Origin of the sequence: Pseudodonghicola flavimaris, assembly GCF_030164425.1 — a bacterium.
GTDB lineage: Bacteria > Pseudomonadota > Alphaproteobacteria > Rhodobacterales > Rhodobacteraceae > Pseudodonghicola > Pseudodonghicola flavimaris.
On sequence record NZ_JASNJD010000001.1, the window covers coordinates 248365 to 262437 of the forward strand.

Below are 14073 nucleotides of genomic sequence, written 5' to 3' on the forward strand. Positions count from 1 at the left end.
GCCGCGCAAGCGGCACATCTTGATGAGGGCGGCAGGTGACAAGCCGGTCACAATACGGGCTGTTCCCGGCGGTGAACCGATGGCGGCGCACCCGGCGGGCACGCAACATCGGAACGCTTGGCCTGGTGCTTCTGGGGCCGGCGCTGGCGATGGCCACCTTCATGGTGCTGGGCCCGCTGGATCAGGGTGCCTCCTCGCCGGAACTGCGGGTCATCCTGCTGATCGATCTGGTCTATGTGCTGGTGGTCGCGGCGCTGGTGCTGGGGCAGCTGGGCCGGCTGATCGTGGCGCGGCGGGCGAAATCGGCGGGATCCCGCCTGCACCTGCGGCTGATCGGGGTCTTCACCTTCCTGGCGCTGGTGCCGACCGTGATCGTCGCGGTCTTCGCCACGTTGACGGTGAACATCGGGCTGGAGGGCTGGTTCTCCGACCGGGTGCGGCAGGTGGTGGGCACCTCGCTCGACGCGGCGGAGGCCTATGAGACCGAACATCGCCAGGCGCTGGAGGAAGACGCCCGGGCGCTGGGGCGGTTCCTCGACAGCAGCCGCAACGTGGTCTTCTTCGTCAACGATGCCGAATTGCGCCAGATGCTGGCGCAGGGCCAGAGCCAGATCCAGCGCGGCCTGCGCGAGGCCTATGTGATCGACGGCACCGGCGAGATTCGCGCCCGGGGCGAACGGTCCTATCTCTTCGACTTCGAAAAGCCCTCGCCGGAGCAGATCGCCGAGGCCGACCAGACCGGTCTGGTGATCATCCAGGACTGGGACAACAATGAATTCCGGGCGCTGGTGCGGCTCAATGGCTTCGTCGACCGGTTCCTGTATGTCAGCCGCGACGTGGATGGCGATATCCTGAACCTGCTGGACGACACCAAGCAGACCGCGGTTTTCTACCAGCAACTGGAGAGTGAGCGGGGCAGGGTGCTGTTCGAATTCGGCCTGCTCTATATCGGCTTTGCGGTGATCCTGATCCTGGCGGCGGTCTGGCTGGGGCTGTGGTTCGCCGAGCGGCTGTCGCGGCCGGTGGGGCGGCTGACCACAGCGGCGCAGCGGGTCGGGGCCGGTGATCTCGATGTGCAGGTGCTGGAGGAAGAGGGCGACGATGAAATCGCCATGCTCGGCCGCTACTTCAACCAGATGACCCGGCAGCTCAAGGGCCAGCGCCAGACGCTTCTGGCCAACACCCGGCAGATCGAGGTGCGGCGCCGGCTGTTCGATTCCGTGCTGTCCTCGGTGACATCGGGGGTGGTGGGGCTCGACGCCGAGGGGCGGGTGACCTTCGTCAACCGCTCGGCCGAACGGCTGCTGGGCTGGTCCGGCGATGAAACAGCCCTGGCGCTGGAGGTGGTGGTGCCCGAGTTCGGCCCGCTGTTCGACCGGTTGCGCGCCGCCGCCAACGGCATCGCCCAGGGCGAGGTCAAGGTCAGCCGGCAGGGGCAGCTGGAACATCTGCTGGTGCGGATGTCGACACGGTCGAGCGCCGATGGCGGGCTGGAGGGCTATGTGGTGGCCTTCGACGATGTGACCGATCTGGTCAGCGCCCAGCGGATGGCCGCCTGGGGTGATGTCGCCCGCCGGATCGCCCATGAGATCAAGAACCCGCTGACGCCGATCCAGCTGAGCGCGGAGCGGATCAAGCGCAAGTTCGCGCCGAAACTGTCCGAGACCGACTGCGATCAGCTGCAGTCGATGACCGATGTGATCGTGCGCCAGACCAACGATCTGCGCCGCATCGTCGACGAGTTTTCCAAATTCGCGCGGATGCCGGAACCCGACCGGCGCGAGGAGGACATGGTCAAGATCGTGCGCGATGCGGTGCTGCTGCAGCAGACCGGCCAGCCCGACGTGACGCTGAAGGCCGATCTGCCGGATGCGCCGCTGATGGCGGAGGTCGATGCCACCATGCTGTCGCAGGCGCTGACCAACCTGATCAAGAATGCCGGCGAGGCGATCGAGAGCCTGCGCCGGGCGGGCCCGCCCGAGGGCTTTCAGCCGGAGATCCGGGTGCGGTTGACGGCGCAGCAGGACGGGTGCGAGATCACGGTCGCCGACAATGGCATCGGCCTGCCGGAGGACCGTTCGCGGCTGTTCGAACCCTATGTGACGACGCGGGACGAGGGCACCGGCCTGGGCCTGCCGATCGTGAAGAAGATTATCGAGGAACATGGCGGCAGCCTCACGCTGGAGGACGCGCCGCCGTTCGACGGCGCCGCGCGCCTTGGCGCGATGGCCGTCATCCACCTGCCGACCGGGCAGCCGCAGGGCAGTTCGGGACGGACGGGGCAGCAGGGAAAAAATAATATTATAGCAGGTCTGACATGAGTGATATTCTGATTGTGGATGATGAGCGCGATATCCGGGAACTGATCTCGGATATCCTCGAAGACGAAGGCTATGCCACCCGCAAGGCGGGCAGTTCCGACGAATGCATGGCCGCGATCAACATCGAGGCGCCGGCGCTTCTGATCCTGGACATCTGGCTGAAGGACAGCCGGATGGACGGCATCGATATCCTCAAGACCGTCAAGCGGGACAATCCCGATGTGCCGGTGGTGATCATCTCGGGGCATGGCAATATCGAAATCGCGGTGGCGGCGATCAAGCAGGGCGCCTACGATTTCATCGAGAAGCCGTTCAACATCGATCAGCTTATGGTGGTGATCCGCCGCGCGATGGAGGCCTCGCGCCTGCGCCGGGAAAACAGTGCGCTGAAGCGGCGCGAGGTGACCACGACAGAGATGATCGGCCACAGCGCCGCCTTCCGGGCACTGATGGGGCAGCTCGACAAGGTGACGAAATCCAACGGGCGGGTGATGCTGACCGGGCCGGCGGGCTCGGGCAAGGAGATCGCCGCGCGCTATATCCACGCCAATTCGAGCCGGGCGACCGCGCCCTTCGTCAGCGTCAACTGCGCCAGTATCGAGCCCGAGCGGATGGAAGAGGTCCTGTTCGGCCGCGAAACCCAGGAGCGTGGGGTGGAGCCCGGCCTGCTGGAAGAGGCGCATGGCGGTGTGATCTTCTTCGACGAGGTGGCGGATATGCCGCCGGGGACGCAATCGAAAATCCTGCGGGTGCTGGTCGATCAGCAGTTCCAGCGGGTCGGCGCCACCGACAAGGTGCGGGTCGATCTCCGTGTGATCTCCTCGACCAACCGGGACCTGGAGATGGAAATCGCCGCCGGCCGGTTCCGCGAAGAGCTCTATCACCGGCTGAACGTGGTGCCGATCGCGGTGCCCTCGCTGGAGGACCGGCGTGAGGATATCCCGCTCCTGGCAGGGCATTTCATCGAAAGTTGCCATGCCAGCCAGGGGCTGCCGCTGCGCGAGCTGACCGAAGAGGCGGCGGCGCTGATGCAGACCATGGTCTGGCCCGGCAATGTGCGCCAGCTGAAGAACCTGATCGAACGGGTGCTGATTCTGGGCGAGGGCACCGGTCCGATCGAGGCGCGCGAGCTGCCGAGCGATGAGGAAAAGGCCGCCGACGATGGCCGTGTCGTGCTCTCCGGCGCGCTGGCGACGCTGCCGCTGCGCGAGGCCCGCGAGGCCTTCGAACGCGAATATCTGCTGACCCAGATCAACCGCTTCGGCGGCAATATCAGCCGCACTGCCAGCTTCGTCGGCATGGAGCGCAGCGCGCTGCACCGCAAGCTGAAGTCGCTGGGCGTGGTGACGACGACGAAATCCGGCGCCAGGGTGGCCCGTGTCGATGAGACTGTCGATGAGACTGTCGACGAGGCCGTCGACTGAAGCCGGTGCGGGGCCGGCGGAGTGCGGCGGGCCGGGCTCAGCGGGTGACGATCTGCCAGCTGCCGCCCTTGTTGCGGATCACGCAGGCGTTCTGGGTCAGCTGCGGCAGCACCGTGGTCACGCCCGGCGGGGTGGCCGATTTCACCTCGGGCGGGCAGGGCGGCAGGCTGACCGGGCTATAGCCCTTCTCGGCCATGCATAGGCTCTTGGCCCGGGCGCGCAGACTGGCGTTGGCATCGACGGTATAGATCTCCCCCTGGCGCCAGAAGCCGGGGCGGACCCAGCAATTGCCCTGTGCATCGCAGACCCGCCGGCCGGGCACGTAGACCGGCGGCATCTGCCGGATCTGGGTGGCGACGGGGGCCTGTTTCAGCGCCTGAATCTCGCACAGGGTGGTGTCCTTTTCCATCTGCGCCACCGGGGCGCCGGGCCGATAATAGATCGACATCGGCGCGCAGGCGGCCAGCAGCAGGGTCAGGGCGATCGGGGCAAGGTTCCGTTTCATGGCCGCAGCATGCCGCAACGCCGGCGCCGGTACAATTGAATTGACCGCCCCGGGACCATCTGTCATTCAAAGCACTCTGGCAAAACAGTCTGACTGAGACAGGATCGGCAGAGGCACGGAAGCGATGAAAGTCATCATTTGCGGTGCGGGGCAGGTGGGTTGGCAGATCGCCCGGCACCTGTCCGGAGAGCACAACGACGTGACCGTCGTGGACAACAACCCCGATCTGGTCCGGCGCGCCACCGATACGCTGGATGTGCAGGGGATCGCGGGCTTCGCCAGCTACCCCGACGTGCTGGAGCGGGCCGGCGCCAATGACGCCGACATGCTGATCGCCGCCACCCATTCGGACGAGGTCAACATGGTCACCTGCCAGGTGGCCCATTCGGTGTTCTCGATCCAGCGCAAGATCGCGCGGCTCCGGGCGCAATCCTATCTGACGGCGATCTATTCCGATCTCTACCGCCGCGATCACCTGCCCATCGATGTGGTGATCTCGCCCGAGCGCGAGGTGGCGGCGGCGGCGATGCAGCGGCTTTCGGCGCCGGCGGCCTTCGATACCGAGACCTTCATGGGCGGCAAGGCGCAGCTGCTGGGCATCGCGGTGGAGGAAAGCTGCCCGATCATCAACACGCCGCTACGCCAGCTGACCGATCTGTTCTCGACCCTGCGCGCCATCGTGGTGGGGGTCCGGCGCGAGGGGACGCTGTTCGCACCGGAACCGGACGACCAGATCTTCGCCGGCGACAGCTGCTATGTCTTTTGCCATGTCGACGATGTCGACCGCACCATGGAGGTCTTCGGCAAGACCCAGAAGACCCAGGACCGGGTCGTCATCGTCGGCGGCGGTAACGTCGGTCTGGAGGTCGCCCGCGCGCTGGAAAGCCGCAAGACCCGGACTCGTGCCAAGATGATCGAGCGCAACCGTGCCCAGGCCGAACGCGCGGCGGAGGCGCTGGAACGGACCATCGTGCTGAACGGCGACGGGCTGGATGCGGCGCTGCTGAAGGAGGCCGGGATCGCCCGGGCCGATGCGATGCTGGCGATCACCGACGACGACAAGACCAACATGCTGTCGGCGGTGCGCGCCAAGGCCGAGGGCTGTCCGCTGGCGATCGCGCTGATCAACGATCCCACCCTGGTGCCGCTGATGGAGCCTCTGGGCATCGACGCCTATATCAACCCGCGCGCCACCACCGTCAGCTCGATCCTGCGCCATATCCGCCACGGACGGGTGCGGCAGGTCTATTCCATCGGCGATGCCGAGGCCGAGGTGATCGAGGCCGAGGTACTGTCGACCTCGCCGATGGCGGGGCAGCGGCTGCGCGATATCGATTTCCCCGAAGGGGTGCTGCTGGGCGCGGTGCTGAAGGATGGCAAGGTGATGCGGCCGGCGGGCGAGCTGAGGATCGAGGAGGGCGACGTCGTTGCGATCTTCGCCATGGCCGCGGATGTGCCCGAGGTCGAGCGTCTGCTCCAGGTCTCGATCGATTTCTTCTGATCATGCGGGCGGCGGAACAATACGGGCTGTTCATGCGATTGCCCCTGTTTCTGCAGATCTGGGCGATCGCGTCGCTGTCGATGTGGGTTCCGGCGATCCATGCCGAGATCCGGGGCATCCACCCGGTGTCTCAGGCCTTCTTCTTCAGCGGGTTGCTGGGGCTGGTGGGGCTGACGATGATCGCGCTGGCGCGCGGCACGCGGCCACCCAAGCACGGTATTCTGGGCCAGCTGCTGGCCCTGCTGGCGACCTTTGCGCTGCTGCCGGTGTTTCTGGCGCTGCCGCTTTATGACGGGCTGAAGACTACCAGCTATCTTAACGCCTATTTCGACATGGTCAGCGCCATCACCACCACCGGCGCCGACATCTTCGCCGATCCGGCACGGCTCGACCCGGCGCTGCATCTGTGGCGGGCGCAGGTCGGCTGGATGGGCGGTCTGCTGATGTGGGTCGCGGCTTCCTCGATCTTGGCGCCGCTGTCGCTGGGCGGGTTCGAGATCACCGCCCGCGGCCAGCCCGGCCGCGCCGTCGCCTCGCCCGACCTCAGCGCCCGGGCCGATCCGCGCCGGCGGCTGCTGCGGGTGACCCGGACGCTGGTGCCGGTCTATACCGGGCTGACCATGGTGGTCTGGGTGGCGCTGCTGATCGCGGGGGAGGAGGGGCTGACCGCGCTCTGCCACGCGATGTCGGTGATGGCGACCTCGGGCCTGTCGCCGGTTGGGGGCATGGCCGGCAGCCAGGCCGGGATCGTCGGTGAGGTGATCCTGTTTCTCTTCATGTTCTTCGCGCTGTCGCGGCTGACCTTCTCCTCGGACACCTCCGCCACCGGGCAGGCGCGGCTGGACAAGGACCCGGAATTCCGCACCGGTCTTCTGATCATCGTGTCGATTCCGGTGCTGCTGTTCCTGCGCCACTGGCTGGCGGCGCTGGAGGTGCAGCCGCTGGAGGACCCGCTGCTGGCGCTGGAGGCGCTTTGGGGCGCGCTCTTCACGGTGACCTCCTTTCTCACCACCACCGGGTTCGAGAGCGTCTATTGGGACGAGGCGCGGCAATGGTCTGGCCTGGGCACACCGGGGCTGATCCTGGCCGGGCTGGCGGTGATCGGCGGCGGGGTGGCAACCACCGCCGGCGGGGTGAAGCTGCTGAGGGTCTATGCGCTCTATCTCAACGGCCTGCGCGAGATGGAACGGCTGGTCCATCCCAGTTCGGTCAGCAACGAGGGCGGCGGCGTGCGGCGGATTCAGAAGGACGGCGCCTTTATCGCCTGGGTCTTCTTCATGATGTTCGCCCTGTCTCTGACGCTGGTCTGCGTGATTCTCGCAGCCCTGGGTCTCAGCTTCGATCAGGCCATCGTGCTGTCGATCGCGACACTCTCGACCACCGGGCCGCTGATCCATGTGGCGGCCGATACCCCCATCCATCTGGCCGAACTGAGCGGCGCGGCGAAGATGGTGCTGTCGGCCACGATGGTGCTGGGACGGCTGGAAACGCTGGCAATCATTGCGCTGATCACGCCGGATCTGTGGCGCAATTGAGCGAGTTTTCAGGTCACTGCGAAACGATCTTGTTTTTTCGGGTGGAATATCCCCACAGCTCACTCCATACTTGTTGGTGAAGAGCGTGTTGTGCGACCCAGCGCGTGACAAGAAAAAGCGAGATATAAGAAGAAATGGCTTCGGACAGACAGAACCTGCAGGACGCGTTCCTGAACCACGTCAGAAAAACCAAGGTTCCGGTGACGATCTTTCTTATCAACGGGGTGAAACTGCAGGGTGTGATCACCTGGTTTGACAATTTCTGCGTGTTGCTCCGCCGGGACGGCCAGTCGCAGCTGGTATACAAGCATGCGATTTCCACTATCATGCCGGCCCAGCCGATCAGCCTTTATGAGGGCGAAGACGCCTCTTGATGGAACATGGTGGGGATGTCACCAGCGCCTGGGTGCTGCATCCCGAGATTAAATCCGACGAAGATCGTCGCGACCCCGGTCCGGCGGTAGAGGAAGCCGTGGCCCTGGCCGCGGCTTTGCCCGGTCTTGACGTGATCGGTTCCGACATCGTGCGCCTGCCGCGGCCGCAGCCGGGCTATCTGTTCGGGTCGGGCAAGATCGAAGAGCTGGGCGAACGCTTCAAGGCGCATGAGATCGAGCTTGTGCTGATCGATGGCCCGGTGACCCCGGTGCAGCAGCGCAATCTGGAAAAGGCGTGGAAGGTCAAGATTCTCGACCGCACCGGGCTGATCCTTGAGATCTTCTCTGACCGTGCCCGCACCCGTGAAGGGGTGCTGCAGGTCGAAATGGCCGCGCTCTCCTATCAGCGGACCCGGCTGGTCCGGGCCTGGACCCACCTGGAACGCCAGCGTGGGGGGCTCGGCTTCGTCGGCGGCCCTGGCGAGACCCAGATCGAGGCCGACCGGCGTGCCATCGACGAACAGCTGGTGCGGCTGCGCCGGCAGCTCGACAAGGTGGTCAAGACGCGCGAGCTTCACCGCAAGGCGCGGGCCAAGGTGCCCTATCCCATTGTTGCCCTCGTTGGCTATACCAACGCCGGCAAGTCGACGCTGTTCAACCGGCTGACCGGGGCGGATGTGATGGCCAAGGACATGCTCTTTGCCACGCTCGACCCGACCATGCGGCGGGTGCAGCTGCCCGACGGGCCGGAGGTGATCCTGTCCGACACGGTGGGATTCATCTCGGATCTGCCGACGGAGCTGGTCGCCGCCTTCCGCGCCACGCTGGAGGAGGTGCTGGCCGCCGATCTGATCGTGCATGTGCGCGATATCTCGCACCCGAGCACCGAGGAACAGGCCGAGGATGTGGAAGCGATTCTGACCTCTCTCGGCGTCGATGAGAACCGCGCCCAGATCGAGGTCTGGAACAAGATCGACCTGCTGCCCGAGGCCGAGCATGACGCGGTGCTGGCCCGCGCCGCGCGCACGCCGGAGGTCTTCGCCATCTCCGCCTGGAGCGGCGAGGGGCTCGATACCTTGCTGGCCGCGATTGCCGAGCAGTTGCAGGGCGTGCGCCACGAGGCGGTGATCACGCTGCCGTTCTCCGAGGGCCGCAAACGCGCCTGGCTCTTTGCCCAGGACGTGGTGATCGAAGAGCGCCAGACCGAAGACGGGTTCGAACTGACGGTGTTCTGGACCCCGAAGCAGGAAGCGCAATTCGCCGCCCTCTGAGGCGGCTGAGTGCTCCTCGGAACGATCTTTCAGACAGGCGCGGCGACTGCGGTTGCCGCGCCTAGTCTTTCCAGCCCTGAGGGATCAGATGGGTGACGCCGACGGCAGCGGCGCGCGCCAGATTCACATCGAGCGACATCGGGATATATTCGCCGCGGCGCCACAGCTGGGCCAGATCGTCGTAATGGCGCGACAGGAAATGGCCGGACTGACCGGTGGAGATGATGAAGACGGAGCTGTCGGGATCGGCCAGATCGTAGACCCCGCGATAGCCCGCCCCATGCACGTTGAGGAAGGGATCGGGATCCTCGCCCGAGGTCAGCCCGCGTTCCAGGGTGTTGTCGCCGCCGCTGGTCGACTGGCGGATGTTGACGAAGAAGCGCAGCACCGGCACCTCGCCCAGCACCGGGTGGTCGTGGGTCGCCTGATGGGCGTCGCCCCAGCGCAGGCTCTCCAGCGAAGTGCCGTATTTCTCGCCGATCCAGACCAGCGCATCGTCCAGCGCCAGCCGCGCCATATCGGTGCAGGTCTCTTTCGGGGCGCTCTGCCGGACATCGCACCAGACCGCGGCGCCGTCGATGTTGCGATAGACCCGTTCGATGAACACCGGGTCGACATGTTTGAACTCATCGGCCAGCGGGCCCAGCTCATCCTCGATCAGCCGTTTCTGCAGTGCCCGTAGCCAGGCGGCATAGATCAGCGGTTCGGGCATATGCTCGTTCATCTCGCCGTTCCACTCGGCCAGCAGCTGCAGGGCGATCTGGCGCTGTCGTTGCGGCGTGCCTTCGGGCGCGGCCTCGCCGGTGAACCACAGATCGGCGCCGATCAGCGGCAGCAGCGAGCGGGCGGTGAAGCTGACGGTGTCGAGCTGCGCTTCGATGAAGCTTTCGCGGGTATGGACCTGGCGCGCCTGCATCAGTCGCTGCCAGCGGTTGACCCGCTGAGTATCGCCCCAGAGGAAGGAGACATGGTTGGGGAAGGGGCGTTCCAGGATCTTGTTGTTGGTATTGCCGAGGATGCCGCCGCGCGGGCTGACGAATTCCGGGTTGGCGGCATAGGGCAGCCGGCCCTCCCAGCGGTTTTCGGCGCGCCAGCCCTGCGACGGCAGCCGGCCCTGGCTCTGGTGTCGGGGGTCGCGGCGGGGCATGGCGCCCACGGTCTTCATCGCGATGGTGTCGCTGTCGATCAGCATCAGGTTCTGCGACGGCGCGATGAACTTCTCGCCGGCATCGATGGCCTGCTGGACGGTGGTGGCATGCATGATGCCCATGGCGGCGGTCATCGTGGTGTCCTGCCCGTCCAGGGCGGTCCAGCTCAGCGCCGCGACATGGCCCGGCGGCGTCACCGCGTCCAGATGATAATGGCTGCCCGGCAGCACCGGGCCGTTCTCGGTCCAGCGCAGGGTCAGGGTGATCGGCGGCGCATCCTTGATCTGGATGATCGAGGGGCGGCTCTCGAACGGCTTGTAGCCCTGCGGCGTCAGGTATTCCTCCGGGTTGTCGGGGTTCAGCTTCTCGATGAACACGTCCTGATCGTCGAGATAGGAGGAGGTGATGCCCCAGCCCATCTGCCGGCTGCGCCCGGACATGATCGCCGGGATCCCGGGAATGGTGGCGCCGATCACCCCGCCGGACTGCAGTTCGATCCGCGCCAGATACCAGGTGGAGGGAGCGGTGAAGCCCAGATGCGGGTCGTTGGCCAGGAGCGTGCCCCCGGAGGCGGAGCGCGACGGTGCCGCCGCCCAGGCGTTGGAGGCGCCGGCCATGTCGTGTTTGGGGAAGGGCGACAGCGGATCGTCGGGCATCGGCGTGCCGGCGGCATAGCGCGGCAGACCGGGGAACAGCTGGGCGTATTCCGGCAGCGCGGCGACGCCGGTGCCGGGGGCGTCGGGCAGGATGTCCTTCAGCCGGTCGGTGTCGTCCAGCATCAGCGCGGTGCGGGCACGCAGCACCTCGTTTTCCAGATGCCCGCTCAGCTGCAGCGCCACCAGCTTCAGCAGCGCGATGGAATCGGCGGGTTGCCAGGGGGCGACGGGGGCGTTGAACAGGAACATCTCGGGGGCGCCGCGGCCGAGCGCCTCGTCGTTGATCTCGGCCAGCCGGGCATTGACGCCGGCGGCATAGGCCCTGAGCGCGGCCTTGGTGTACTCGTCCTGCGCCTCGAAGGAGGTCTGGGCCAGGCGATAGAGGTCGAGCCGGCGCAGCAGCCGGTCGATCCGCAGGGTGCGCTGGCCGAAGACCTCGGACAGGCGGCCCTGGACGGTGCGGCGCATGGTGGTCATCTGCCACAGCCGGTCCTGCGCATGGGCATAACCCAGGCCGAAGAAGACGTCGGGATCGTCCCGTCCGAAGATATGCGGCACGTCGGCATTGTCGCGGATGATCTCGACCGGGGCGGTCAGCCCGGTCACCGTCTCGGTCTGGTCGTAATCGGGCAGCGACTGATTGGCGAGAAAGTAGATCAGCCCGACCGCCAGCACCACCAAACCGACCAGCCCTGCCGCGATCCGCAGCAGCCAGCGAAATACCTGTCCCATCCCTGTCCCCGTATCCTGTCCGCCCGGGCCGTCTTGCACCGCGGCCCGGAGTGGCCCTGCCTGTCTGCCTGGCGGTCTGTCCGCCGCCAACCTAGGCGATTCCGCCCCGCAGGAAAAGCCGGGGGCGGGGATCGTCCTGTCCGCGGATCAGGGGATGATGCGGGTATACTTGGTGCCTTCGAGCGAGGCGCCGATGCGCAGACCGGCCTGGCCGAAGACGGCGGCCAGGATCGGCGAGCGCAGCGTGTTGGTATCGGCCGCGACGGAGTCGCCCTCGTCGCGGAAGACATATTCCATGTCGGCGCCGGCGGCCCAGCCGGAGGAGCGGCGGAAGTCCATCAGCGCGTCTTCGGTCATGAAGAACAGCACATGGGCATATTGCTGGGCGCCGATCTGCAGCCCGGCGCTGCCCTTGACGGCAGAGTAGTAATCCACCGTCACCCCATTGACCCGCAATGCGCCGCGGCCATAGCCGCCGCCCAGACCGAGGCCGGCCTCGGTCATCAGCGGCATCACCAGCATGCCGGTGGATTTCTCGGCCAGCGTCACGGTGTTGGGATAGGTGGCGTACATCTTGTTCAGCGTCGCGTCGACGCGCGCGTCGATTTTGGCGGCACTATTGTTGCCGACGCCATTGCCGCAGGCCGCGGTCGCCCCCATCGCGGCAAGCGCCGCCAGAGTGAAACCACGCCGCGTCAGGCGGTAAGAAATCGGATTGTCCATCGTTTGCCTGTTTTCTGACTGTTCGTGTCTGATCGTAACTGGTCGGATCTTAAGTCTGCTCAGGCCGGTTGTTCCGGCATTGGCGCGATTTATACGCGTTCGCGCCCGGGCTGTCACCCGACAAGGGCCGGGGAACAGTCCGTGCGGCGGGTTCTCGCCCCTCCGGTGACGCGGGACCGGGCGGGGCGGGTCACCGGCGCCCGGACCCGGTTGGCGCCGACCGGATCAGCCGTTCAGGCGTTTCGCCACCTCTGGCGCGAAGTAGGTCAGGATGCCGTCGCAGCCGGCGCGTTTGAAGCACAACAGGCTTTCCAGCATGATCTTTTCGCCGTCGATCCAGCCATTCAGCGCGGCGGCCTGGATCATCGCGTATTCGCCCGACACCTGATAGGCGAAGGTCGGCACGCCGAAGGTCTCCTTGGCGCGACGGCACATGTCCAGATAGGGCAGGCCGGGCTTGATCATCACCATATCGGCGCCCTCGTTCAGGTCGCGTTCGATCAGCCGCATGGCCTCGTCGGAATTGGCCGGGTCCATCTGATAGGTCTTCTTGTCGCCGGTCAGCGCGCCGGAGGCACCCACCGCATCGCGGAAGGGGCCATAGCAGGCGCTGGCGTATTTCGCCGCATAGGAGAGGATCATCACATTCTGGTGACCTTCGGCCTCGAGCGCGCTGCGCATGGCGCCGATCCGGCCGTCCATCATGTCCGACGGCCCGATGATGTCGGCGCCGGCCTCGGCCTGGGCCAGGGTCATCTTCACCAGCGCCTCCACCGTGCGGTCGTTGACGATCTCGCCGTTCTCGACATAGCCGTCGTGGCCGTTGATGTTATAGGGATCGAGCGCCACATCGGTCATCACCGCCATCTCCGGCACCGCGTCCTTGATCGCGCGGATCGCCCGGTTGGAGATGTTGTCGGGGTTCCAGGCCTCGGCGCAGTCCTCGGTCTTCAGGCTGGGATCGGTATAGGGAAAGATGCAGATGGCGGGGACGCCCAGGTCCCAGGCCTCTTTCGCGGCCTTGACGGTCAGATCGACGCTGCGACGCATCACCCCGGGCATCGACGGCACCGGTTCTTCCTGATTGGTGCCCTCGCGCACGAAGACCGGCCAGATCAGATCATCGGCAGTCAGGGTGTTTTCCCGGACCAGGCCGCGGATCGCGGGCGATTGCCGCGCGCGGCGCGGACGGGCAGCGGGAAAGGGGGCGATGGTCGGTTTCATGGCGCGGACTCCTTGATCAATCGTCCATTGGGTGGCATGGAAAGCAACCACTCACAAGTGCATCTGAAGCCGCGTTCGGCCTGGACGTCGGCGGGCGCGGCGAAAAAAGGGCAGGCGATTGGACTTGTATACCACGGTCTTCGAGATGATCGACATGCGGTCCTTCTCGAACCTCTGGTTCTGGATCGCCCTGGCGGTCGCCTGGTCTTCGGCCAGCCACTGGGTGCTGGGCGTGCCCTATGACCTGGTGCTGCGGGCGCGGCGGGTCGGCGGCCCGGCGGCGCAGGACCTGGACGATCTGGCGCGCATCCATGTCAACCGGCTGCTCTATATCGCGCGGGTGTCGGGGCCCTGGCTGGTGGGGATCGGGTTCTTTCTGCTGACCTCGCTGGCGATGACCGGCTTCGTCTATGGCGTCGAATTCTCTCAGGCGCTGTTCCTGCTGGGCTGTCCGATGTCGCTGGTCGGGGTACTGTCGGTCCATACCGCCCATCTGATCCATCGCGAGCGTGCCCAGGGCGAACAGCTGCGCAAGCGGCTGATCCGCTGCCGGCTCTATACCCAGATGATCGGCGTCGTCTCGATCTTCGTCACCGCGCTCTGGGGGATGTACCAAAACCTGTCGCTGGGCGTGTTGGGCTAGCGCAAGGAAACCGCGA

General features: G+C 66.1%; 11 protein-coding genes. 7 read left to right on the top strand and 4 right to left on the bottom strand.

What is annotated here, in order from left to right:
- The first annotated feature begins 35 nt into the window (after positions 1 to 35).
- Both QO033_RS01215 and ntrX read left to right on the top strand, forming a co-directional pair.
- Positions 36 to 2321 carry a sensor histidine kinase NtrY-like gene (locus tag QO033_RS01215; protein WP_284479093.1) on the top strand — a complete coding sequence of 762 codons (2286 nt, stop codon included), beginning with the start codon at positions 36 to 38 and terminating at the stop codon, positions 2319 to 2321.
- Positions 2318 to 3745 carry a nitrogen assimilation response regulator NtrX gene (gene ntrX / locus QO033_RS01220; protein WP_284479094.1) on the top strand — a complete coding sequence of 476 codons (1428 nt, stop codon included), beginning with the start codon at positions 2318 to 2320 and terminating at the stop codon, positions 3743 to 3745. Before QO033_RS01215 ends, ntrX begins: the two co-directional genes overlap by 4 nt.
- A 37-nt stretch (positions 3746 to 3782) precedes the next feature.
- Here ntrX and QO033_RS01225 read toward each other — a convergent pair whose 3' ends face one another.
- A complete protein-coding gene (locus QO033_RS01225) occupies positions 3783 to 4250 on the bottom strand; it encodes a hypothetical protein (RefSeq protein WP_284479095.1) in 468 nt (155 codons plus the stop codon).
- Between the two features lie 124 nt (positions 4251 to 4374).
- Here QO033_RS01225 and trkA point away from each other — a divergent pair, with 124 nt between their 5' ends.
- The 4 genes from trkA to hflX all read left to right on the top strand — a co-directional run bounded on the left by trkA (position 4375) and on the right by hflX (position 8931).
- Positions 4375 to 5751, top strand: coding sequence for a Trk system potassium transporter TrkA (gene trkA / locus QO033_RS01230; protein WP_284479096.1), 1377 nt, complete (start codon positions 4375 to 4377; stop codon positions 5749 to 5751).
- Positions 5752 to 5783: 32 nt separating this feature from the next.
- Complete coding sequence (locus tag QO033_RS01235) at positions 5784 to 7286, top strand: TrkH family potassium uptake protein (protein WP_284479097.1); 1503 nt, start codon at positions 5784 to 5786, stop codon at positions 7284 to 7286.
- Positions 7287 to 7420: 134 nt separating this feature from the next.
- Positions 7421 to 7660, top strand: coding sequence for an RNA chaperone Hfq (hfq, locus tag QO033_RS01240; protein WP_008204623.1), 240 nt, complete (start codon positions 7421 to 7423; stop codon positions 7658 to 7660).
- Positions 7660 to 8931, top strand: coding sequence for a GTPase HflX (gene hflX, locus QO033_RS01245; protein ID WP_284479098.1), 1272 nt, complete (start codon positions 7660 to 7662; stop codon positions 8929 to 8931). Before hfq ends, hflX begins: the two co-directional genes overlap by 1 nt.
- Before the next feature lie 61 nt (positions 8932 to 8992).
- Here the strand turns inward: hflX and QO033_RS01250 are convergent, their stop codons facing one another.
- The 3 genes from QO033_RS01250 to hemB all read right to left on the bottom strand — a co-directional run bounded on the left by QO033_RS01250 (position 8993) and on the right by hemB (position 13414).
- Complete coding sequence (locus QO033_RS01250; protein WP_284479099.1) at positions 8993 to 11467, bottom strand: penicillin acylase family protein; 2475 nt, start codon at positions 11465 to 11467, stop codon at positions 8993 to 8995.
- 147 nt (positions 11468 to 11614) lie between these two features.
- Entirely contained in the window at positions 11615 to 12190 is a 576-nt protein-coding gene (locus QO033_RS01255; RefSeq protein ID WP_284479100.1) for a lipid-binding SYLF domain-containing protein, read from the bottom strand.
- 225 nt (positions 12191 to 12415) lie between these two features.
- The gene (gene hemB, locus QO033_RS01260; RefSeq protein WP_284479101.1) at positions 12416 to 13414 is read right to left on the bottom strand and encodes a porphobilinogen synthase; all 999 of its coding nucleotides are present in this window, start codon (positions 13412 to 13414) and stop codon (positions 12416 to 12418) included.
- Positions 13415 to 13532: 118 nt separating this feature from the next.
- Between hemB and QO033_RS01265 the strand changes: the two genes are divergently transcribed.
- Positions 13533 to 14057, top strand: coding sequence for a component of SufBCD complex (locus tag QO033_RS01265; protein WP_284479102.1), 525 nt, complete (start codon positions 13533 to 13535; stop codon positions 14055 to 14057).
- Positions 14058 to 14073 lie beyond the last annotated feature (16 nt).

Excerpts from the sequence above, each read along its gene's own strand:
- ntrX (WP_284479094.1), top strand. The coding sequence starts at position 2,318 with ATGAGTGATATTCTGATTGTGGATGATGAGCGCGATATCCGGGAACTG.
- trkA (WP_284479096.1), top strand. The coding sequence starts at position 4,375 with ATGAAAGTCATCATTTGCGGTGCGGGGCAGGTGGGTTGGCAGATCGCC.
- QO033_RS01225 (WP_284479095.1), bottom strand. The coding sequence starts at position 4,250 with ATGAAACGGAACCTTGCCCCGATCGCCCTGACCCTGCTGCTGGCCGCC.
- QO033_RS01250 (WP_284479099.1), bottom strand. The coding sequence starts at position 11,467 with ATGGGACAGGTATTTCGCTGGCTGCTGCGGATCGCGGCAGGGCTGGTC.
- QO033_RS01255 (WP_284479100.1), bottom strand. The coding sequence starts at position 12,190 with ATGGACAATCCGATTTCTTACCGCCTGACGCGGCGTGGTTTCACTCTG.
- hflX (WP_284479098.1), top strand. The coding sequence starts at position 7,660 with ATGGAACATGGTGGGGATGTCACCAGCGCCTGGGTGCTGCATCCCGAG.
- hfq (WP_008204623.1), top strand. The coding sequence starts at position 7,421 with ATGGCTTCGGACAGACAGAACCTGCAGGACGCGTTCCTGAACCACGTC.
- QO033_RS01235 (WP_284479097.1), top strand. The coding sequence starts at position 5,784 with ATGCGATTGCCCCTGTTTCTGCAGATCTGGGCGATCGCGTCGCTGTCG.
- hemB (WP_284479101.1), bottom strand. The coding sequence starts at position 13,414 with ATGAAACCGACCATCGCCCCCTTTCCCGCTGCCCGTCCGCGCCGCGCG.